Genomic DNA, 20,633 nt, shown 5'->3' with positions numbered 1-20,633 from the left:
TAAACTCGGATATCTTTTACCCACAGGTCGCTTGTTATGTCATCGGTCACAACAACGTTTAATCATAAAGCCCTCATCCGGATAGCGGTTGTCATGGCTTTTATCCAGTTCACAAATGCGCTGGAATATATGATGTTCAACCCTGTTTTTGCTTTTATGGCAGCAGACTTCGCCGTTCCCGTGTCATTCTCTGGCTACGTATCGGGCATGTACACCTCCGGGGCGGTCCTGTCGGGAATTATCGCCTTTTACTGGATTGGTCGTTTCAATAAGAAACGTTTTTTAATCGCCAATATGGCACTACTCGGCCTACTGACACTTTTGACGACATTTACCTCCAGCTTTAGCCTTCTGCTTACATTACGATTCTGTGCCGGATTGGCTGGAGGCACAACTATGGGGGTGAGTATCAGTATATTGATAAATCTCGCACCAACTAACTTGCGAGGGAAATTGTTGGCGACGGTAATTGCATCATTTCCGATGATAAGCATTGCCGGAATGCCCACGATACTATTTTTGTGCGCTCATTACGGTTGGCATGTCGCTTTGTGGCTAACCAGTACGCTGTGTTTGTTGGCAATGCCACTGATTGTATCCATCATCCCTCAGGATACAGTCTCTTTCGATACACCCCACGCACTGCCTCTCGACGTTAATACTTTACTGTTCGCTTCCAGTAATGCGCTGGTACAGTTTAGCCCGATGCTGGTCATTCCTGTTTTGGTACCATTAATGACCCAACAGCTGGGGGGCTCTCAATACCTGCTGCCATGGCTGTTTTTCGCCGGGGGCATTGCAGGATACCTGTCAACAAAAATGACAGGTGCGCTAACTCCGCATTTTTCTGCAGTGAGTCTGGCTACAGGGTCAACTTTCGTTTTTTTACTCGCTTTGCTGATACCTGTTATGGGCTATTCGAATCCGACGCTATTTATTATTTTATTTCTCGGTGCATCTTACAGTCGTCTGGTTTCCTCCTCGGCGGTGAGTATTCAGTTTCCTGATGACAGGCAACGAGCGGGATTTTCTTCATTGCAGTCATCAATAATGTACCTGATCACAACTGTCGCATTTTTTCTGTCTTCTTTTCTATTATCTGGGCACTCCATAGCACAACAAAATATGAACACGTTGCTGGGGGTATGTGCAATTTCCGCATCAGGGTTCCCCATCATCGTTATCATTCTGCAAAAGAAGCTGGCTAAGCGTACGCTCCAGCCAAATCATCTCATCAATGATTAGCATAACGTCCGCTTCTGGCACAAAGCGGACCGACATAAGAGCCGCAAGGTTTGCTACGAGCGATAAGCGACCCCACAAACTTAAAATGAGTGCGGAGTAATGCCGCTATTTCAGGTCACTCCGTCGGCTGGCTTAACTCACCCCACTTGAGATCCAGAAATCGTTTTCTGCGGTGCGCTCCTGGGACCTTATCCGCTCACCGCAACAGGTGTCCCCTGATGGAATACCAGTTTCCATTGCCCGCTCCCGGCCCGCTCCCAACACGAAGAACGCAAAGTCTGGCGAGCGCCGTCCGTATTGAATGTCCTGTAGTGCAATATCGCGACATCCTCTCTTATTTGGATGAGCCGAAAGTCGCTGCTGAGAATGGTCGGGATAACTGTTTCGGCAGAAAGTGCCTCTATTGTCTGCGAACGATCGATCAACACACCTGATCGTGTCATTTCCCTGAACTGGTCGTGAAGTATCTGTTCAAGCCATTCACGATCGTTGCGCCTGCTGCCATGAAGCGTGCGTTCCAGCGTTTTCAACTGTTCCAGAAGCATGGCATTTACCCTCATTCAAATTCGACTGTCAGTTGCATGGCCATAAATGTTTTGCGGCAACTCGTCCGCCAGCATGTGAAGTGTCGTCTTCAGCCATTTGGTTGCCCCTCTCTGGCCACTGCGTTTATGCGAGTAAATCTTTACTTCAAACGGGCTTATGGTGAACGGCAATGAAAAAATCTGAATACTGGCAGCATGTTTCAGCTTCTCAGCAGCAAAACGGGGGATGGCCATTAGCAGGTCACTTTCCGCAACGATAAACGGGGCACTCAGCATGGATGGCGTCTTAAGCGCTATCTGCCGCGTATACCCCAACTGCTCAAGCCGTAAATCCAGTACACCCTGCTTTTCGTTCCAGGGGGTTATCACCAGATGCCGTGCGGCAAGATAATCTTCCAGCGTCAGCTGTGTTCGGCGGGTATTGCTGATGACAACATACTCATCCTCAAACCAGTTTATCTCGTCCAGTTCATTGTGACGGATATCGTCGGGTGTACTGAATCCCAGCGCCAGATCCACTTCTCCTGCCAACAGTTCGTTCAGCGCCGGGCTGTGTGGCAAATAGCGTAAATCAAAGCGCAAGCCAGGCGCTTCCTGCTGCAGCCTCTGCATCAACGTCGGGAAAATGCACAACGCGGTAAAGTCCGTAATCGCAATCTGGATCCGCTCCGTGCTTTCGCAAGCCACGAACGCCGGTTGTACAGTCAGCTCCTGATTGAGAAATTTCAGTGCTGATGCAATAGACGGCGCGAGCTGGGTAGCATACACGCTTGGGCACATCCGGTGGCCTTCCCGGTAAAATAGCGGGTCATTGAGCGCAATACGCAGTCGGGACAGCGCGTGGCTCAACGCAGAGGTGCTCATCGCCAGTTCATCCGCGGCGAGGCGAACGGAACAGTGCCGATAAATGGCGTCAAAAATGAGCAGCAGGTTTAAATCAAGACGTCGTAGCGCTGGATGCATAATATTCATCATGGGGTGATTTCATTGCACTTAATTCTTCTGACAATACCCCCTATGCTTAACGCCATCAATAACGATGCCTTGCAAAAAAGACAGAAAAACATATGAGTATCAGCCTTCGCCAGGCCCGCCCGGAAGATGCCTCCGCTATTTACGATATGATTTATGAGCTGGCGGTTTACGAAAAAGCCCCGCAAGAAGTGGTCACCACACCGGATGAGATTCGCGAAACACTCTTTGGTGACGGCAGCCATACCGAAGCATTAATCTGCGAGATTGAAGGGAAAATCGCCGGGTACGCCGTGTTCTTCACCAGCTATTCCACATGGCTAGGACGTAACGGTATTTATATGGAAGATCTGTATATTTCCCCCGATTATCGCGGCAAGGGCGCGGGAAAAGCGATGCTGAAGAAAATTGCGCAATATGCCGTGGAACGGCGCTGCGGACGCCTTGAATGGAGCGTACTGGACTGGAACCAGCCCGCGATTGATTTTTACCTCAGCATTGGCGCATTACCTCAAAACGAATGGGTACGGTATCGCCTGGAGGGTAACGCGCTGTTGAATTTTGCCGAATAACGCGACCGTGTTGCAGCAAATTGCAGATGCAGGCTGCTTCTGTTGAGGGGCAGTCATGTTCGCGTTGAGGGGAGTATCAGGAACACATTGATCAGGCTTCGGGCCTGTTCAGCCGCGGCGTGTTCGTCGGAGGAGTATTTCTTCGACATAATGGTCAATGGCAATATTGTGCTCACGGCTCACGCGCGAAATGAATATGTGCAAAAGCGCCAGCGATGCGTGGAGTGTGACTGCGACCAGGTTGTCGAAGTCTTTCTGAGTGAAACGGTCATTCCCCTTCAGTGTCGAATGCTGGAGCAAAGTGTGGGCCGTGATCTCGAGGACGGCTCGCCTGTAATCGCTCGACAGCAGGACATCCAGATCGGTCTGGCGAAGATCAAACGTGAAGTTAAAACTGACAAATCCGGAATCGACCGGCAAAGAGTAGGTCAGTCTGTCACCCTGTTGCTCAACGTACGGTTCATACCCCTCCCCCATCAGCCGTTGCGCCTGCATATCGCCCTCTCTTCTCTTCCAGGCGCCAGGCACACGTGTTGACCAGTGAGCGTCACCGCAGGATTAAACAAGTGTTTCACCCGCTTTGATTGATTGACTGATAAAGGGCGCGGGCTTTCCAAAGAGATATCCTTGTGCCAAATCACACCCTAAACGTTGAAGGCATAACAGTTGATCATTGGTTTCAACGCCTTCAGCAATAATTACCATATCAAGGCATTTCGCCATGCCGACCATTAATTTTGCGATGGTCTGAGTTTCTTCATCCGTGGATATTGTTCGCACAAACGATTTATCGATTTTTATTTTATCAAAGCCTAACTGAATCAATCTTGAAAGGGAGGAATAGCCCGTACCAAAATCATCAATAGAGATTTTTATGCCCAGCACTCTGAGCGCCATAAGGATTTCGATGGGGGTTTCACTGTCGGTAAACAGCGAAGATTCCGTCACTTCCAGTTCGAGTCGGGTCGCGGGCAACCCCGTTTCGGCCAGCACTGCGCGTACTGTATCGACAAAATTCATACTGCTTAACTGCACCGGCGACACATTGACAGAGATCCTTGCCGGCACCTTCCATGTCGTCGCTTCCTTGCAGGCGATTTCAAGCGCGGCTTTGCCTATCTCATGGATGAATCCCGTTTTCTCTGCTACCGAAATAAAATCATCCGGTGCAATGATGCCCTTAACGGGATGATTCCAGCGCAGAAGGGCTTCATAGCCATATATTTCAGTGGTGTACGAATCAACAATCGGCTGATAGTAAACGACCAACTCTTTATTTGCGACTGCCACTGATAAATCACGCTCCAGGGTTCTGCTTTCCTCGAGCTTTTGTAGCATGATGCGGCGAAACACTTTGATCATGTTTAAGCCTGCACGTTTAGCTTCATACAGAGCAAGATCGGCAAACTTATAAAGGTAATCTGAACGTCGTTCTAACTCTGAAACAACAATACCGACGCAGGTACCAATGGTGACGTTAGAGTTACCTATTATGTAAGGCTTTTTAATGCACTCACAGATTTCCATTGCCAGATTAACGGCACTTTCTTCTGTCAGCTCATGCGACAATAATGCAAACTCGTCGCCCCCGAGACGATAGAATGTATTTGTTTCGTTGCTCATGGAGGATAACCGGTGCGCAACCTCACGCAATAACAGATCGCCGGCATCGTGACCAAAGCTGTCATTGACTTCTTTAAAGCGATCAAGATCAAATAACATGACCGTGACTGGCCTGTGTATGCGACTCGCTATCGAGATGTTATTAATAAGATCATCCCAGAAATAAAGCCTGTTTTTAAGCCCCGTCAACGAGTCATGGTAAACGTCATACGCCAGTTTTTTATTCTGTTGCTGGAGTATTTCCTTCGATTTCTGGAGTTCATTTGCCAGGCTGGTAACCTGTCGGTGAGTTTTAAGTATCTTCCTGTTCTGGCAGACGTTTAAAACACCCAATATCGCACTTAAAATAATCAGCAGAACCGAAAGGCCTGAATAGATACGATACAGCTTTTGTATATTCTGGTTTGTCTCGTTGATAGAGTTAACATCATTGGAGAGTGCACTGGATGAAAACTGGCTAAGGGAGGAATCAAGCGCATACATTTTCTCAAGATAATCAGCAAGTTGAGCGCGACTCATCCCTTCCAGATGATGATCAAGGTAATCAAGCGTTTCATGCAGGTTTTTTGCCAGTGCATTATGGCTTTTATTCGACTTTACATATTTCCCTAAATCGCCTTCTTTCAGTAACTCGCGCTGGCTAAGCATGATCTCCAGCCGCATGCGGAGATCGTCCATGGTGATATCAGGATTATTGTCAGAATAACGGCTGATCCACGACTCCAGCCTGTAGTATTCTGAAACCATCTGAGAGACAGACCAGGAGTCCTTATAATGGTTGAGTTTTTGCAGATCCTCCTGCCGCTCATGCAAAAGAAATGAAATATACCCGGTTGTAATGAATAGGAAAAATATAATGCCTACCAGGATCCTGTTCATGCATTTCTCCAGATTATTACTCTACGACCATTTTGCTAATCTGCCATGCTGATCTCGAGTAATAGACCTGGTTATCCAACTCTTTGTTACTTTCATAAGGATAGACAATAAACAGAGGGCCCTTGTCGCGAACGCGCATATATTGGCCGTTCATTTTTATTGCAAGGATCACGTTATATTTTGTGAAGTCTTCAATGGGAATTTCGGTCGTATAATCATTGAGCGCGGTTACACTCAGAACAGTGCCTTTGGCGCCGACCAGTTCCATGAGTTTTTTCATGGGAATACCCTCAAAGCTTGTCTGGTCATTATACCATGGGTTACGGGTACGCATGGTAACGAGGCCGATTTTTTCCAGGCCAGCGATATCAAAGACTGCAGCGCCATTTTGATTACTGTTCTCGATTTTCCCGGAGATGGTTAACACGGGTTTCCCTTCAAGCTTAGGGAGTTCCTTCCCCCAGGAACAGGTCGAAATAATCAAGAAAAGTAGGGTGATTGCCATTCTCATGCGCGATGACTCCATTAAGGAAATAGGTATGTCTTGTCGTCTATTCTGACACAAATTGTTACCAGCCAACCAGATAAGACTCCAGGACGAAACGGTCCCGTTATACTCTCGTTTAACGGTCCATGACAGCCATCCCGACGTTGTTGCTTGCCGTATCGTCATTAACAAAGATTAGCCTTCAGACGTGTCCCTGTCTCCCTTTTACACCATGATAATATGAGACAGAGCAGGTTATTAAAATTGGACGAAGGCGGAATTTGAAAAAATTGTCGTTTCTAATCCCCCGTTGCGTCTTAAACGGTCAGAATTTGTGCGGAGTGGTCAATTATTGCTACGGAATACCCTCAGGAGAGGTGCACATTGCGCCCTTATAAGCAGGTTAAAAGAGCAATGTCGTGCTATCGAGCGATCAATCCGACACAAGAATATTGTCGATCACCGGCTGGACGATTTGCTGAAATACTTTCGCGTCGTTAAACGCGCGTGCGGCTAACATGGCACCATGTACCGTTGCCATTAACTGCCCCGCCTCGCTGGCGTGGGTTGACCGGACAGTAAAGCATTTTTCCCTTTCTCCTCTCTGAAGCAACTCCGTCAGCCAGCCAGAGAGATCGGCGAAATGTCCCGTCACTTCCGAAACGACTTCGGGCGGCAACGTCGGCAGTTCGGCGGCAAGCATCGCGCAGATACAAAATGGCGCAGAACCGTCCTGGATGCATTTGGCCCAATAATCGGCATAGGCCTGAAGTTCGGCAACCGGATTATTTAGTTGATGGCTTAATGCCTGCATTCCGGCGCGGGCCTCCTGGCGATACTCGCTCACGACGACCCTTACCAGCTCCGCCTTGCTTGAAAAATGGTGGTGAATACTCGCCTTGCGAATATTCACCTTTTCAGAAAGGTCGGCAAAACTGAAGCTTCGGTAGCCACCGGTGGTAAGCAATTGTCGGGTGAAAAATACAATGTCGTTTGCTTTCTGTGAACGTTCGGTGGACATAGCCGTAACCCATTGTCAGTATACAGATCAATAAGATATCAGAGAGCAGAGCGAAAACCTACCGACAGGCCGCCTTTACTGCCGCCGTCTGCCGGTCCCCGCCATACTGTCAAAGACGCCATCTCGCAGCACTAACGCATGAAAAAGCGCGGCCGCCAAATGCAGCATCACGGTAGCAAATAGCATCAGCGCAACCAGAGAGTGCAAAGGCCGCAGAATGGCAAACCAGTCGTTATTCACCGGAACAATGGGTGGCAAAACAACCCCGCCGCCGAGGGTGATGGGGTACCCCGCCGCTGACTGCATCGCCCAGCCAATCAGGGGCTGAAGGAACATCATGAGGTATAACGCCCAGTGGGAGAGATGCGCTATCAGGCGCTGCCAGGCCGGTATGGAAGCCGGTAGCGAAGGGACGGAGGTATAAAACCTCAGCCATAGCCTGACCACCACCAGAACCAGAATCATCAGCCCCAGCGGTTTGTGGATCGCCACCAGCAGGGCATGCTTCGACGAAATAGTTGAAACCATCGCAATGCCGATAAACAGCATTGCCACGATAGCCGCTGCCATGAACCAGTGCAGAATGCGCAACGCCGGATGGAAATAAGCAACCTGTTTCATAAGCCAGCTCCTGACTGTCGGGACTGTTCACGGGTACGCGCATTGTAGGATTTGGCATAGGCCGCCGAGCGCGCATTCAGTAAAGGATCGTCCGAAGGGGCAATGCCATCGGGCAAAATCAGCGGATCGTAGTTGATGTCATTGCACGGACCGTTTTGCTGCGGTGTTGCACGCGTCAGCACGAGCATGCCGGCATTGATGGTTTGCCGATCTTCAGGCCAAACCTGGCTTGCATCGTTGCCCGGATCGCCCGGTTTAGCGACGGTAATCATCAGATCCCATTTCAGCGGCCCTTGCTTCAGGCGCTCTTCAAGATCGTGTTGCAGAAAATCTTTATCATTTTTATCCGCCTCGCTCATCGGCTGAGAGCCAATATGCGGCACCATACTCCAGCGGACCAGATGCTCTTTACCCGCTTTATCAATAAAGCGAAATGCATTCAGGCTATTAAAGCGATCGCTTGCCCAACTGGATGAAGGTACATACTGCTTTGCCCAGGCGAGGTAGGGTTGCATCTGAGGATGCGCGATCACAAACGCCTTAAGCTTATCGGGGTTGGGTTTACCGGTTGCCGGATCGGGCAGAGTCAGGTTTTGCAGCGCATAGAAGTCTTCAACGGTAGAGACCGGAAAGCGTGGCATCGCGTTCATGCCTGTTCGCCACTGCTCGCCGTTGCTCTGCCTGAATTGCAGCGCCATGCTGCGCACGGGAACGGCATAATCCGGCGCTTTTGGGTTACCCCCTGCGATGGCGAAACGTCCCGTAACCGGCGTTTCGCCAGGGGCAAACAGCGCTGCTCGCGATAACGAACTGACCTGGCCATTAGAGATAAAATCCCCCACCACGCACACGCCCTTCGCGTGATTGCGGCGAAAACCAGGATGTTCCCCACCCGATTTCTGCAATACCGAAACCAGTTTGTCAGACGTCAGACGATTCGGCGTCAGCCAGCCGCCTGACCAGAGAAACAGCGCTATCAAGACAAGGGGAATAATCGCGACCAGGCACAGGCGGACTATTTTTTGGCCGGTGGAAAGTGAAGTGTTCGTCATATTTTTGCTCACACAGTGAATACACAATCAAATACGCGAGAACGTATTCCTGAAAACATTAAGCACGTCTTTCGCTGCTGGCGTGATAACTCGCCCATTAAGACGCGCCACAGGATGAATGAAGCAGGATTTTTTTAACTGTAGCCCAGAGCCGCTCTTTATCTCTGTCACGTATTTTTTCATGCTGAATTTCTCGCATGAATGCCGCTTTATCAACTCCGGAAAAGCCGCCCTCCGTTTTTAATTTCCGGGCGATACTGCGAAGCGTTGATTCATCGGCATGGGCAATTTTTGCTCTCACCGCAGAGAGCGGCATCGGTGTCCTCGGTGTGTCTTCTTCCATGAGCCAGTCGGCACAATGGAAATGCTGGATAGCCTTCGCAATGTCCATCTGCAGTTGAATGAAAGACCTGACGCTCTCTCTTTCCAGCCCTGACGCGTGGGCGACAGCAAAGGCTCTTTCAAGCACGTCCCGTTCCTGTTCAGGGTCGGCAATTGCCAGACCCTGCTGCGCCTTATACGCTGCAACCTCTTTCATCAGGCAAAAACGCAGGTTGATACTCATGCCAGGGCCGGAAAAAACCTCGATCGCTGTCGTTGTTTCCGCAATGCCATCTCCCTGAATGGATGGCCCTGCCGCTAACTCATGCTTTTTCTCCATTACCGATCTCACTTATCGCATAGGTAAAAAAATAACGTTCTCAGGCCCGGATCCGGTTGGCTGGAAAGCGAACAAAAACCAACCTACCAGTTGGTAGGTTTGGTGTCAATTTCATCACTCATTTTTTACTCAATGCTGGATGCCATGTTTGTTCGGAATGGTTTTCAAAAGAATTCGGGGTAAGACAGGCTGCCGAAACGGCGAGCGAGGGGGAACGAAGAAAGATGAACAGAACTCAGAAAAAACATGCGGGCAGGAATACTGCATCCTGCCCGCATACCGGCCATACGGTCATTCCACTCCCCCAGCAAAAAAAATCGTATGGCGAGTTATCTTAGGCGTGAACCATATCTGCACAATACTGGATGCCAATACCGAACGCTCCGCCATGTTTCTGGCTGATCGAAGTGGTCAGTTCGTAGGTTTCATGACGTGCCCAGTCACGTTGCAGTTCAAGCAGGTAAGTCAGGGCAGTAATCGGCTTTGCGCCAGCCTGAATCATGCGTTGCACAGCGCGTTCGTGAGCTTCTGCACTCATGTCACCGCTGGCGTCTGTGACGATATAGACGTCAAAACCTTGCTCAATGGCAGACTGAACCGGACCATTCAGACAGACCGAGGTCCACAGACCTGCAAACACCAGGCGGTCGCGCTCCAGTTTGTTGACGGCATCAACAAAATTACCATCTTCCCATGCGTTTGAGGTGGATCGGTTAACGTACGACGCGTCATCCGGGAATACCGCTGAAACTTCAGGAAATACCGGGCCCGCAAAATCATGGCGTGAAATCGTCGAAACAAGGGTCGGAATATTAAACCCCTTACCTGTTTCCGCGAGGACTGCGGTATTTTGTCTCAGCAGGCCGATATCAATATTTTTCACATTGAACGCCATCTGGCTCTGGTGATCCAGCAGGATCAGCGCATGGTTTTCCGGGCTTAACAGATTTCTGGCCGCTGCAGGTGTTGCTTTAATCGTCATAATAGTTTCCGCGATGTTTATTTAAATTTATCAGTGTATTAACGACCTGATTCGTGAACTCGGGAAAACTATACAAAACGAAATATTCTTTTGTCCGTTCATTTTTGCAAAGGGCTTATTGCAAAAATGAACGCTGTGAAATATTAATGAATTTTATATGAAAAAAGGAATTAACATGTTTGTCCGAATATTCTCTTTCTGTTCTCTGCTAAATAGTGGGAACAGTGATTCATAAATTCCCTTATTTTTGCTGATTTCCTCACATCAGGATGCGCGAGCAGCCAAATGTCTTCACCCAGTCCCTCCACGATGGGGCTAATCTGAGCCAGTTTATCTATCTGATTGCCATGCATGCAGGGTAACAAACCGATCCCAATGCCGCTTGAGATTGCCGACGCAACACTGAGAACGGAGTCGCCGCGAAAGGTGATATTTTTCTCGGGAATATTTTTTTCAATCCACAGAAAGGCGTTTAACTTAGACATTGCGTAATGGAAGGAGACCCAGCGATGCTCCGTGAGCGTCATAGCATTGACTTGCTTTTTTTCCCATTGTTCACGTAAACCATACACTGCCCAGAACGCCGATCCCACCTTGCGGCCGGAAAGATGCTCCGGAATGTCTCTGGTGGCTCGAAACGCGATATCTGCCCCGCCATCGAACAAATTGACGGATTCATTTCCTGTCGAGACCTGAAAGGTAATGTGGGGATTTACCCGGCTAAATGACGCGATCAGCGGGTTAAGGTAATCCTGCAAAAGGGCATCTGACGTGGTGACCCTTATCTCCCCCGAAAAACCGCATTCATCCTCTTCAATGTTCTGTAGAACATAGTGGATATCCTCTTCAATGCGGTGTCCCAGGGCGATCAGCGCGGTTCCGGCTTTTGTCGGAACGTAGTGGGTACGGCGACGCAGAAAGAGGGCTAATGCCAGCGACGTCTCAATGGCCCCCAACCGACGAAACAAGGTGGAATGATTGATGCCCAGAGCATCTGCGGCGCGTGACAGATTACCGTGCTCACCTATAGCCATAACGGTTTTCAAATCATCCCAGGAAAAGTTCTGGGAGGTCATTTTCTTCATACTCTTTAAATCCAAATATCTTATCGGCAGGCCAGCTGTAAAAATTGCTGGCGGATGCGCTCGGCAATGGCATTGACCACCGCCGCACTCTCCAATATCAACCCGGAAGGGACGTTTCCCGCAGGTGTAGTGACGATATTGACTATTGCCTGCGCGGCATGACCGTGCAGGCCTCATCGCTCATTTACCCCGAAAGCGTATGCATCCGCCTGTCGGGGGGATTAGGCGAAGCCACCATTTACACGAATAACCTGCGAGTTGATCCAGCTCCCGTCCGGACCGGCGATCATCGCTACTGCGCTGGCGATCTCTTCTGGGGTACCGATGCGCTCGAGCGGGGCCAGTTTTGCAACGGCCGCAACCTGCTCTTCGCTCTTACCGTTAAAGAAGAGCTCAGTCCCGGTGGGTCCCGGGGCAACGGCATTAACGGTGATATTTCTGCCCCGCAGTTCGTTTGCCAGCACGTGTACAAGCCCTTCCACGCCTGCTTTTGAGGCGATATAGGGACCATAAGCCGGGAAGGATTTGCCGATCACGCTCGTCGAAAGGGCAATGATTCTGCCGCCTTCACTCACGGTTTCAGCCGCATTTGCCAGCACCAGAAATGCGCCACGCAGGTTGGTATGAATGACACGATCAAAATCGTGAAGACCGGCAGGGGTAATCTTCGCCATTGGCATGATCCCCGCGCTGTGCACCACCACATCCAGTCTGCCGGTAACCGCTTTCGCTTGCTGGAACAAGTGGCTGACGTCCGCTTCGCTGGCAACATCAGCCTGAATCGCCGTCGCACGGCCACCTTTAGCAACGATGCTCTGCACGGTTTGCTCTGCCGCCTCGGCATTACCTGCGTAATTCACGATAGTGGTAAAACCGTCCCGCGCGAGACGCTCAGCAATGGCGCGGCCGATACCACGGGAACCGCCCGTAACAAGGGCAGTTTTATTGACTTTGTCCATCGTTCTCTCCGGTTTCAGTGAAAGGGGGTCTGAATGGAGATATTAATGTTTTAGCGGGAGAGATAAATGGGTGATATTTGATAACATAATTCCATTATCGTTAATAATCGCCTTCAGGATCCGTGATGGATAAATTTGATACCATGCTGCTCTTCACCCGCATTGTAGAGCTTCAAAGCTTCAGTCAGGCCGCGGACCAGCTAGGGATCCCCAGAGCGACGGCCAGCAATGCAATAAAAAGCCTGGAGAAAAACCTGGAGTGTCGTCTGCTGGAGCGGACGACCAGACACGTGCGGGCCTCGCTGGATGGCGAGGCATTTTATGAACGCTGCGTGCATATTCTTTCTGAACTGGACGATGCGGAGTCTTCCCTGCGTCATTCCGGCGTAAGACCACAGGGGATTTTGCGCGTGAATCTTCACGGGGCCCATGCGACCCGCATTGTACTGCCCCGTATTGACGAGTTTCACGCCCGCTATCCCGCCATCAGGCTGGTTATCAGCAGTGGGGATCGTCTGGTCGATCTGATTCGGGAAGGCGTTGACTGCGCCGTACGCGCGGGCAAGCTCTTTGATTCATCATTAATTGCCCGGCCTTTAGCCCAGATGCCTCAGGTTATCTGCGCCAGTCCGGACTATCTTCGTAAGCACGGCCGACCGATGACCCCTGACGATCTGCTTTCTCACCAGAGCGTCAATTTCTTTTCCACCAGCCGGGGTAAGAATTACCCTCTGGAACTCATTGTTAACGGTAAAGAGAAAAGCTATCCGACCAAAGGCTGGATGACTGTGAATGACGCAGAAAATTACGTTATTTGCGCGTTGCGTGGATGTGGGCTGGTTCAGCTTCCACGTTATCATGTGGACGATGCCCTTCGGGATGGCCTGCTACAGGAAGTGTTAAGCGACTGGAAAAGCCCGGCCATGCAACTTTCGGCTATCTATCCACAGCACCGACAGCTTTCTCCCCGTGTCCGGATTTTTGTAGACTGGCTGGTTTCTCTCTATCGGGAACGCTTTGAGGTGAACGCTTAATGGCTGCGTAAACCGTCGCTCACGTTGACGGCGCCGCGGGATCGGCAAGCATCGCATCGGCGATATCCAGCATAACCCGCAGGCGATCCATATGCCGGAGGTCAGAGTGATACCCTACCCATATATCTTTGGACGGCGGTGGCTCCGGCATGCTGATAGCCGCTAAGCCGGTGATGGCATCACCAAGCGGGCGCGGTAACACGGCGATGCCCATTCCGCGCTGGCACATCTGTGCCTGTACGGCCCGGCTGGTACTGGTGAACACACGTCGTGACTGGGGGAACCTGTCGAGCAGCCAGGCGACGTCAGAGAAGTGGGATTGTGCCGTGTTCATCAGAATAAGCCCCACTGCGGCCGGATCGTGTCGGGCGATATCGGCGATTTCCGGCGTTCCATATAGCGCATAGGGGATGCGCATCAGGCGGCGCTGGACAATATCCGGTTCGGTAAAGGGAACGATGCGAAACGCAATGTCGGCATCACGCCGCGACAGGTTAAGTAAGCGGTAGCTTGCGATAAGCTCCGGCACAATCGCCGGATGGCGGCGCGTCAGTTCCTCCAGGACCGGTGCGAGAACATAGTTGGCAAACCACTCTGCTGAAGAGATCCGCAATATCCCTTCAAGACGTTCGTGATTACCGGCGAGACGCCGCTCCATCGCCAGCGCGGAGTTTTCCATCGCTTCTGCCAGCTTCAGCACCCTATCGCCGGCGTCGGTTAGAACCAGACCCTCCTGTGTCCGGCGAAATAGCGCTTGCTGCGCCTCTTCCTCAAGCGCCTTTATCCGGCGACCAATCGTCGGATGGCTCACACCCAGGCTTCGTGCCGCCTCGCCGAAAGAGCCCTTACGCATAACTGCAAGAAATACCCGGACGTCGCCCCATTCCATGCCAGTGTCTCACCGTACAAAAATGAACATTGAATATACAAAAGTGGCAGTTCCAAAACAACTTTGTCGATATCACTATAGCGTCCTCACCCCCCCAGTCAGGAAATGAATGACATGTACAAATTAAAAGACAAAGTGGCGATTGTAACCGGTGGTTCCAAAGGCATCGGAGCCGGGATTGCCCGTCAACTGGCGTCTGACGGCGCGAAGGTCATTGTCAATTACGCGTCAGGCAAAAGTAGTGCTGATAACGTCGTTGCCGATATACAGGCTGCCGGCGGGCAGGCGGTAGCGGTCGCGGCGGATGTCACCCGCCAGGCTGAGGTTGAGGCGCTGGTTAACGCGGCCATCGACATTTTCGGGCGGCTGGACATTGTGGTGAACAACGCCGGCATTTATGAGTTCGCCCGCATTGAAGAGAGCACAGAGGCACTCTACCGCAGACAATTCGACATCAATGTTCTGGGCCCGCTGTTAATGTCCGGCGCTGCTGCGCCGCATCTGAATAAAGGCAGCAGCATCATTAACATCAGTTCGTTCGTCACCCGCGTCTTTATCGCCGAGAGTGCCATCTACAGCGGCACCAAAGGGGCGATCGATGCTATTACCGGGGTACTGTCACGAGAACTCGGCCCCCGGGGAATTCGCGTCAACGCGGTCAACCCAGGCCTTATCGAAACGGAAGGCAGTCATAGTGCAGGCGCGATGAACTCGGACTTCCAGACATGGAATGAAAAGCAGACCCCGCTCGGCCGCATCGGTCAGGTGCAGGATGTTGCGCCGATCGTCTCATTTCTCGCATCAGACGATGCGGGATGGATCACCGGTGAGGTGATTCTTGCCTCTGGTGGCATGCACTAACGCCCTGCCTCTCAATCTCTGCACATAACTGTTACCTGTGGAGTGTTCCATGTCGACCCCTATCCTCCCGCAAGCCGAGCCGCGTCGCTGGGCAATGTTTGTCATCCTGCTGGTTGGCGCATTTTTGCCCCCGCTCGATTTTTTTATCGTCAATGTTGCACTGCCTGCTATTCAGAACGAGCTGAGCGCCTCTTCCTCTGCTGAACAGCTGGTCATTTCGTCCTATGCAGCCGTGTATGCCGTAACCTTAATTACCGGCGGCCGTCTGGGTGATATTTATGGTCGTGGGAAGATGTTTTTTATAGGGCTTATCGGTTTTGCGGCGGCATCGCTGCTGTGCGGTTTAGCCTGGTCACCATGGGTACTGATTAGTGGACGCGTGTTACAGGGTGCTACGGCCGCGATTATGGCACCTCAGGCACTGGCTTCCGTACAGGCCATTTTTCCGGAAGCGGAAAAACCGTTCGCGTTGAGTATCTATGGCGCTGTATTTGGCCTCGCCTCGGTTATCGGGCAGGTAGTGGGCGGTATCCTGATCTCAGCGGATCTGTTTCACCTGGGATGGCGCGCTATTTTTCTCGTTAACTTGCCGGTGGCGCTGCTGGTCATTCTCTTCGGGCTGCCACTGCTGAAAGAGACGCGTGCGCCATCCGCACAACGACTGGACCCGGTCGGCATGTTACTGGCGACCGCCACGTTGAGTGCGCTGATTGTGCCGTTAATTGAAGGCCGTGAAGCGGGATGGCCCTGGTGGACATGGCTGTCATTTCTGGCTGTCCCGCTGCTGGCGTCGCTGTTATGGCGTTATGAGCGTCGCCTTAGCCAGAACGGCGGTTCGCCTCTGCTTGATCCGGTCGTGTTACGCGCACCGGGGCTGGGCCAGGGGCTGGCGATCGTTTTGCTGTTTTATTCTATCGGGGCCTTCTTTCTTTTGTTCTCCGTTTATCTACAAGATGCGTTGCAGTTAAACGCCCTGACTGCGGGCCTGCTTTTTCTGCCTTTTGGCGTAGGTTTTCTGATCGGTCCGTTGCTAACACCTTATCTGAGGCGTTTTGTCGGCAATTACCTGAGCGCAATCGGGATGGGATGCGAGACGTTGGGGTTAGCAGGCCTGGCAGGGTTGATTGCCCATACTATGACGGGTAACGCACCGTCCATGCTGCCACTCGCCGTATTGCTTTTTATCACCGGCCTCGGCCAGGGACTGGCGATGCCGACGCTGGTCCGGATGGTGACAGGCCGCGTTGCACCGGCGTTTTCAGGCATGATTGCCGGGGTAACCAGCTCGACACTCCAAATCAGCACTGCACTGAGCGTCGCCGTCATCGGTGGCATTTTTTACAGCATGCTGGACACCGGCAGAAGCGGTGCAAATATTACGCATGCCTTTATCGTCGCCCTTCTGGCGATGGCGATATGCCTGGCCACGGGTGCCGCGCTAAGCATCCGGCTTATCCGGCAGGCCTCCGGTTTATTTTCTGCTGCGAGCGGCGCGTCTATCAAGTAACGTAACAGACAATCAACTGGCTGAGGGGTGGACATCCTTGCTCATGTTCCTCCCCAGCGTACCGTTTACCCGTAGCACGTACTCCTGCATCAACCTGAGAAAAAATCATGAAAAAATCGATAGTCCCTGAAGAATTTCAACACTATTTCGATGACTGGCACTTCTCGCCTGTCATCGAAGCAGATGGCACGGTGTATCTCTCTGGTGTTACCGCGGCACGGAAGGACAAACCGATAAGTCAGCATCCGGAAGAACAATTCCATGATGCGTTTTATAAGCTTGGTGTTTATTTGAAAGCCGCAGGCTTAGGGTATGAAAATATCCTTGAGATGACCACTTTTCATATTGATCTAAAAAAACATATAGACGTTTTTTCTAAAGTGAAAGATGAATATGTAAAGGCGCCCTACCCAGCATGGACCGCGATAGGCGTATCAGCGTTCATTCCAGAAAATGCGCTGGTGGAAATGCGGATTGTGGCTAAAAAATAGTACCACCGTGTGTCCCCAAATCACCCCAGGCACGAACCGGATCGGCTTAAGCGCCGCAAGGTCTGCTACGAACAAACGGCAGACCTCGACGAGACGACAATGTCTTCATCAACTGCAATAGGCTATGTTTACAGATTCAGAAACCCTGGCAATGGCACTGCGGCCAGAAAATGGGACTTGCCGATGAATGCAGAGAACCTTCCTGTGGTACTTATCCCGGGATTTATGCTTGATGAAACACTGTGGGACGATTTTATCACCGCATTTCCCGAGCGCAGGCTCTTTATACCTACGAGCCTGGGCCAGGGAACCACAATCCAGGATATTGCCGCTAATATAGTCCAGAAACTACCGGAGCGTTTTGTGCTGGCCGGCTTTTCGCTAGGTGGTTATGTTGCCAGAGCTATTTATGAGGCTTTTCCGGAGCGGACAGCGGCGATGATCCTCATTGCCACGTCTCTCAGAGAGGATTCGGCAGAACAGATAAATACCCGTGTTGCTGCAGCGAATATCAATTCCTCCAGAGAATTTAGCGGGCTGAGCACAACGGCCATTAGAAAATCACTTCATGCTGATCTCGCCAGTAATACGGCCCTTATTGAGAAAATCCGTAATATGGGAAAAAGGCTGGGAGCCGATGTATTCAGAGTCCAGTCAGGGCTAAACCGCGAGCGAATATCATTAAAACCCATTTCATGCCCGACATACGTTATTGCAGCGAAACATGATCGGCTGCGTTCAACAGAAGAGGCAGAAGAACTCGCCAGGCTAACCGGAACCTGTGTGGATTATGTTGACGGTTGTGGACATCTTATTCCTCTGGAAAAACCGGATGAACTGGCCCAGCGTGTGTCCAGATGGCTCGATAAAACAGGCCTTTAAAATAACGTTGATGCAAACAGAGTCCCCCTATTCTCTGCGAATAAAACGCCAGGTCGTTTTTCTGATTTGTCTGCTTCTGGCCTTTGCTACGCATCTTCGGCTATCTGAGTTGGGAAATCGACAGTGACCAGCAGCCCGCCTTCTGCAGACGTACACAGGCCTACGCTGCTGTTGTGTTGCTGCGCAACCGCGTTGACGATTGCAAGTCCCAGTCCACTCCCGCTTTGCATCTGGTTGGGGTCGCGAAAAAATCGGTCGAATACTCGCTCCCTCAATTCAGGCCGAATACCGGGTCCGGCATCTGAGACACGAAGCTGCGTGGATTTATCCCGCGATCGTATCTCTACTTCAACCCGTCCGCCCTCAGGGCTGTACTTGACTGCGTTCTCAATCAAATTGTCAATCAGCGACATCAGGCGCTCCCTGATGCCTGTGATCCAGACTTCATCATCAGAGACGAATTCAAGCTCTATCCTGCGCTCCGTAGCCAGCGGCTCCAGTGCCGCCATTCGCTCCTGAATGAGCGTCGTCAGCGGCACTGGCTGCATAACGGTATCAATACGTGCTTCACTGTGCATCATCAGCAATAATTGATTGACGAGTCGGGCAGCCCGGCTGTTGCTGCGAATAATCCCCGCCAGTAATTCCTGTTGAGTCTCATTGCTTACATACGACTGCAGCGCCTCCACGTTGATTCGCATTGCAGCCAGAGGAGTACGCAGCTCGTGAGCGGCATCAGCAATGAAAATCCGTTCCCTTTCCGCGCTTTCGCGCACCCTGGCAAGAAACACGTTTATCGCGTCCACCATTTGGCGAAGCTCCCTGTGTTTTGGCATGGCTTTTAATGGAGAGAGATCGTCTGGCGTTCGCAAGGATATTTCATTTACGACCTTGCTCCAGGGTCGCATTGCAATACGAATTGACAGCCACGCGGGAAATAAAAGAAAAGGAATGCATACCAGTAGCGGCAATATGTAATAGCCACGCGAGTTCAGGTAGATAAAGAAGTTCCATCCTCCGGCAGGCGTCACAAGTGTCACCTCCACATCGGAGTTCCCGGATTTTAGCGTACGGCTGGTCCAGGTGCGCCCCTCACTCTCAATGCGCTGTAATTCCCCCAGTTGGGTGTTTACGACCCCTGTTGGTGCGCCATCAGATGAATAAATTATCTCGTTATGTTTGCGAATAATGAGGCTGATTGACAGTTCAGGATCTTCACCTCCGCCATATCCTTCCCGCAACGCCTTGCTGAACGTGTTCAGCACATCGGTGCGTTCCTGCGGGCGATCGTCCATACTGTCCACCAGCGTAAAAAGGGTTTCGTAGGTCTTACTGCCCGTTAATATCGGGGGGCTACGCAAGTCCTCCCACAAAACAAAAGTCAAAAAAAGACACCACAGCAAGGTAAGCAGCAGCATCTGGGCGATGATGATTCGCCGTACGAGCGTGGGGAGTCTCAGGGTGCGCCAGATATTTCGCATCAATCACCGCCTTTGTAGATCGGTACAGTATCAATGACATACCCTACCCCTCTCACCGTTCGCACATAACCGTCCCCGATTTTTCGACGTAAATTCCCCATATGCACGTCGAGAGCATTACTCAGATTTTCTTTGGTGCCGAAGATTCTTTCTTCCAGAAATCGTCGTGTAAGCACGCGGTCAGCGCGCAACATTAACGTTTCAAGCAGCGCGTATTCACTTGCCGTCAACTCCACGTGACGGGCACTCACCGTCACGCGACGCGTTGGCACATGAAGAGATAACCCTCTGATTTCTATCGCCTCATTCTGAAAACCGTAACTGCGTCGCGCAAGCGCTCTAACCCTGGCCAACAACTCGGCAAGAATAAAAGGTTTAACAAGGTAATCGTCTGCACCAGCATCCAGCCCGCACAGGCGATCCTGTAGCGTGCCTCGCGCAGTCAGGATGATGACAGGGATCCCCTTGAACTGCTGCCGCAAGCAGGTCATCAGGCCCATGCCATCGCCATCAGGCAGTCCCAGGTCGAGCAATATCAGTTCTGGCATGCAGGCATCAAGCTGATGCAGCGCATCCTCTTTGCGGCGAACCCATATGACATCAAATCCTTGATCTGCAAGGGCGATCCGCACGCCATTGCCCAGATCCAGGTCGTCTTCGATTAGTAGAATTTTCACATTGGTAACGGTATCAACAGTGAATGAAGAACGTCTTAAGAAAAAAACGGTTTCGATAAATCTATCAGGTTTACTGCAGCGGTACTTGCTTCAGTGTTTCTTCATTT

General features: G+C 51.2%; 22 protein-coding genes. 7 read left to right on the top strand and 15 right to left on the bottom strand.

The window, feature by feature from the left end:
- The first annotated feature begins 36 nt into the window (after positions 1-36).
- Positions 37-1,245 (top strand): MFS transporter, encoded by a 1,209-nt coding sequence (locus tag AM379_RS13810; RefSeq protein ID WP_032677632.1) that lies wholly within the window; start codon positions 37-39, stop codon positions 1,243-1,245.
- Between the two features lie 188 nt (positions 1,246-1,433).
- Here AM379_RS13810 and AM379_RS13805 read toward each other — a convergent pair whose 3' ends face one another.
- Entirely contained in the window at positions 1,434-1,790 is a 357-nt protein-coding gene (locus AM379_RS13805) for a nuclear transport factor 2 family protein (protein WP_032677631.1), read from the bottom strand.
- Between the two features lie 15 nt (positions 1,791-1,805).
- Positions 1,806-2,765 (bottom strand): LysR family transcriptional regulator, encoded by a 960-nt coding sequence (locus tag AM379_RS13800; protein WP_032677630.1) that lies wholly within the window; start codon positions 2,763-2,765, stop codon positions 1,806-1,808.
- A 92-nt stretch (positions 2,766-2,857) separates the two neighbouring features.
- Here AM379_RS13800 and AM379_RS13795 point away from each other — a divergent pair, with 92 nt between their 5' ends.
- Positions 2,858-3,334 (top strand): GNAT family N-acetyltransferase, encoded by a 477-nt coding sequence (locus AM379_RS13795; protein ID WP_014169039.1) that lies wholly within the window; start codon positions 2,858-2,860, stop codon positions 3,332-3,334.
- A 108-nt stretch (positions 3,335-3,442) separates the two neighbouring features.
- Here AM379_RS13795 and AM379_RS13790 read toward each other — a convergent pair whose 3' ends face one another.
- The 10 genes from AM379_RS13790 to AM379_RS13745 all read right to left on the bottom strand — a co-directional run bounded on the left by AM379_RS13790 (position 3,443) and on the right by AM379_RS13745 (position 12,704).
- Positions 3,443-3,829 carry a hypothetical protein gene (locus AM379_RS13790; protein WP_106503814.1) on the bottom strand — a complete coding sequence of 129 codons (387 nt, stop codon included), beginning with the start codon at positions 3,827-3,829 and terminating at the stop codon, positions 3,443-3,445.
- A 63-nt stretch (positions 3,830-3,892) separates the two neighbouring features.
- Positions 3,893-5,836: a putative bifunctional diguanylate cyclase/phosphodiesterase gene (locus AM379_RS13785; protein WP_032677628.1), complete on the bottom strand. Its 1,944-nt coding sequence runs from the start codon at positions 5,834-5,836 to the stop codon at positions 3,893-3,895.
- Between the two features lie 16 nt (positions 5,837-5,852).
- Positions 5,853-6,347: a molybdopterin-dependent oxidoreductase gene (locus tag AM379_RS13780; RefSeq protein ID WP_020885054.1), complete on the bottom strand. Its 495-nt coding sequence runs from the start codon at positions 6,345-6,347 to the stop codon at positions 5,853-5,855.
- Positions 6,348-6,756: 409 nt separating this feature from the next.
- Complete coding sequence (locus AM379_RS13775) at positions 6,757-7,344, bottom strand: TetR/AcrR family transcriptional regulator (RefSeq protein WP_032677627.1); 588 nt, start codon at positions 7,342-7,344, stop codon at positions 6,757-6,759.
- A gap of 75 nt (positions 7,345-7,419) precedes the next feature.
- Positions 7,420-7,965: a cytochrome b gene (locus AM379_RS13770; RefSeq protein ID WP_014169034.1), complete on the bottom strand. Its 546-nt coding sequence runs from the start codon at positions 7,963-7,965 to the stop codon at positions 7,420-7,422.
- Positions 7,962-9,017 carry a catalase family peroxidase gene (locus AM379_RS13765; RefSeq protein WP_106504355.1) on the bottom strand — a complete coding sequence of 352 codons (1,056 nt, stop codon included), beginning with the start codon at positions 9,015-9,017 and terminating at the stop codon, positions 7,962-7,964. The genes AM379_RS13770 and AM379_RS13765 overlap by 4 nt, the downstream gene beginning before the upstream one ends.
- A gap of 97 nt (positions 9,018-9,114) precedes the next feature.
- Positions 9,115-9,678, bottom strand: coding sequence for a gamma subclass chorismate mutase AroQ (aroQ, locus tag AM379_RS13760; protein WP_032677626.1), 564 nt, complete (start codon positions 9,676-9,678; stop codon positions 9,115-9,117).
- A gap of 334 nt (positions 9,679-10,012) precedes the next feature.
- The gene (locus AM379_RS13755; RefSeq protein ID WP_020885059.1) at positions 10,013-10,660 is read right to left on the bottom strand and encodes an isochorismatase family protein; all 648 of its coding nucleotides are present in this window, start codon (positions 10,658-10,660) and stop codon (positions 10,013-10,015) included.
- 170 nt (positions 10,661-10,830) lie between these two features.
- On the bottom strand, positions 10,831-11,745 hold the full coding sequence (locus AM379_RS13750; RefSeq protein WP_025204722.1) for a LysR family transcriptional regulator: 915 nt from the start codon (positions 11,743-11,745) through the stop codon (positions 10,831-10,833).
- A gap of 221 nt (positions 11,746-11,966) precedes the next feature.
- A complete protein-coding gene (locus AM379_RS13745; protein ID WP_032677625.1) occupies positions 11,967-12,704 on the bottom strand; it encodes an SDR family oxidoreductase in 738 nt (245 codons plus the stop codon).
- 125 nt (positions 12,705-12,829) lie between these two features.
- Here AM379_RS13745 and AM379_RS13740 point away from each other — a divergent pair, with 125 nt between their 5' ends.
- Entirely contained in the window at positions 12,830-13,738 is a 909-nt protein-coding gene (locus AM379_RS13740) for a LysR family transcriptional regulator (RefSeq protein WP_020885062.1), read from the top strand.
- Between the two features lie 19 nt (positions 13,739-13,757).
- On the opposite strand, the gene AM379_RS13735 is transcribed toward AM379_RS13740, so the two are convergent.
- Complete coding sequence (locus AM379_RS13735; RefSeq protein WP_014169025.1) at positions 13,758-14,627, bottom strand: LysR family transcriptional regulator; 870 nt, start codon at positions 14,625-14,627, stop codon at positions 13,758-13,760.
- Between the two features lie 114 nt (positions 14,628-14,741).
- Here AM379_RS13735 and AM379_RS13730 point away from each other — a divergent pair, with 114 nt between their 5' ends.
- From AM379_RS13730 to AM379_RS13715, 4 genes are all read left to right on the top strand, one after another.
- The gene (locus AM379_RS13730) at positions 14,742-15,488 is read left to right on the top strand and encodes a glucose 1-dehydrogenase (protein ID WP_032677624.1); all 747 of its coding nucleotides are present in this window, start codon (positions 14,742-14,744) and stop codon (positions 15,486-15,488) included.
- A 49-nt stretch (positions 15,489-15,537) separates the two neighbouring features.
- Positions 15,538-16,995, top strand: a complete 1,458-nt coding sequence (locus AM379_RS13725) for an MFS transporter (RefSeq protein WP_032677623.1) — start codon at positions 15,538-15,540, stop codon at positions 16,993-16,995.
- A 107-nt stretch (positions 16,996-17,102) separates the two neighbouring features.
- Positions 17,103-17,486 (top strand): RidA family protein, encoded by a 384-nt coding sequence (locus AM379_RS13720; protein ID WP_020885066.1) that lies wholly within the window; start codon positions 17,103-17,105, stop codon positions 17,484-17,486.
- A gap of 99 nt (positions 17,487-17,585) precedes the next feature.
- On the top strand, positions 17,586-18,368 hold the full coding sequence (locus tag AM379_RS13715) for an alpha/beta fold hydrolase (RefSeq protein WP_050595728.1): 783 nt from the start codon (positions 17,586-17,588) through the stop codon (positions 18,366-18,368).
- A gap of 86 nt (positions 18,369-18,454) precedes the next feature.
- Here the strand turns inward: AM379_RS13715 and AM379_RS13710 are convergent, their stop codons facing one another.
- Both AM379_RS13710 and AM379_RS13705 read right to left on the bottom strand, forming a co-directional pair.
- Complete coding sequence (locus AM379_RS13710) at positions 18,455-19,849, bottom strand: sensor histidine kinase (protein ID WP_032677621.1); 1,395 nt, start codon at positions 19,847-19,849, stop codon at positions 18,455-18,457.
- The gene (locus AM379_RS13705) at positions 19,849-20,526 is read right to left on the bottom strand and encodes a response regulator (RefSeq protein ID WP_106503813.1); all 678 of its coding nucleotides are present in this window, start codon (positions 20,524-20,526) and stop codon (positions 19,849-19,851) included. Before AM379_RS13705 ends, AM379_RS13710 begins: the two co-directional genes overlap by 1 nt.
- Positions 20,527-20,633 lie beyond the last annotated feature (107 nt).

This window comes from Enterobacter cloacae complex sp. FDA-CDC-AR_0132 (genome assembly GCF_003010695.1).
Taxonomy (GTDB): Bacteria; Pseudomonadota; Gammaproteobacteria; order Enterobacterales; family Enterobacteriaceae; genus Enterobacter; species Enterobacter ludwigii.
This window is presented reverse-complemented; position numbering and strand designations above follow the sequence as displayed.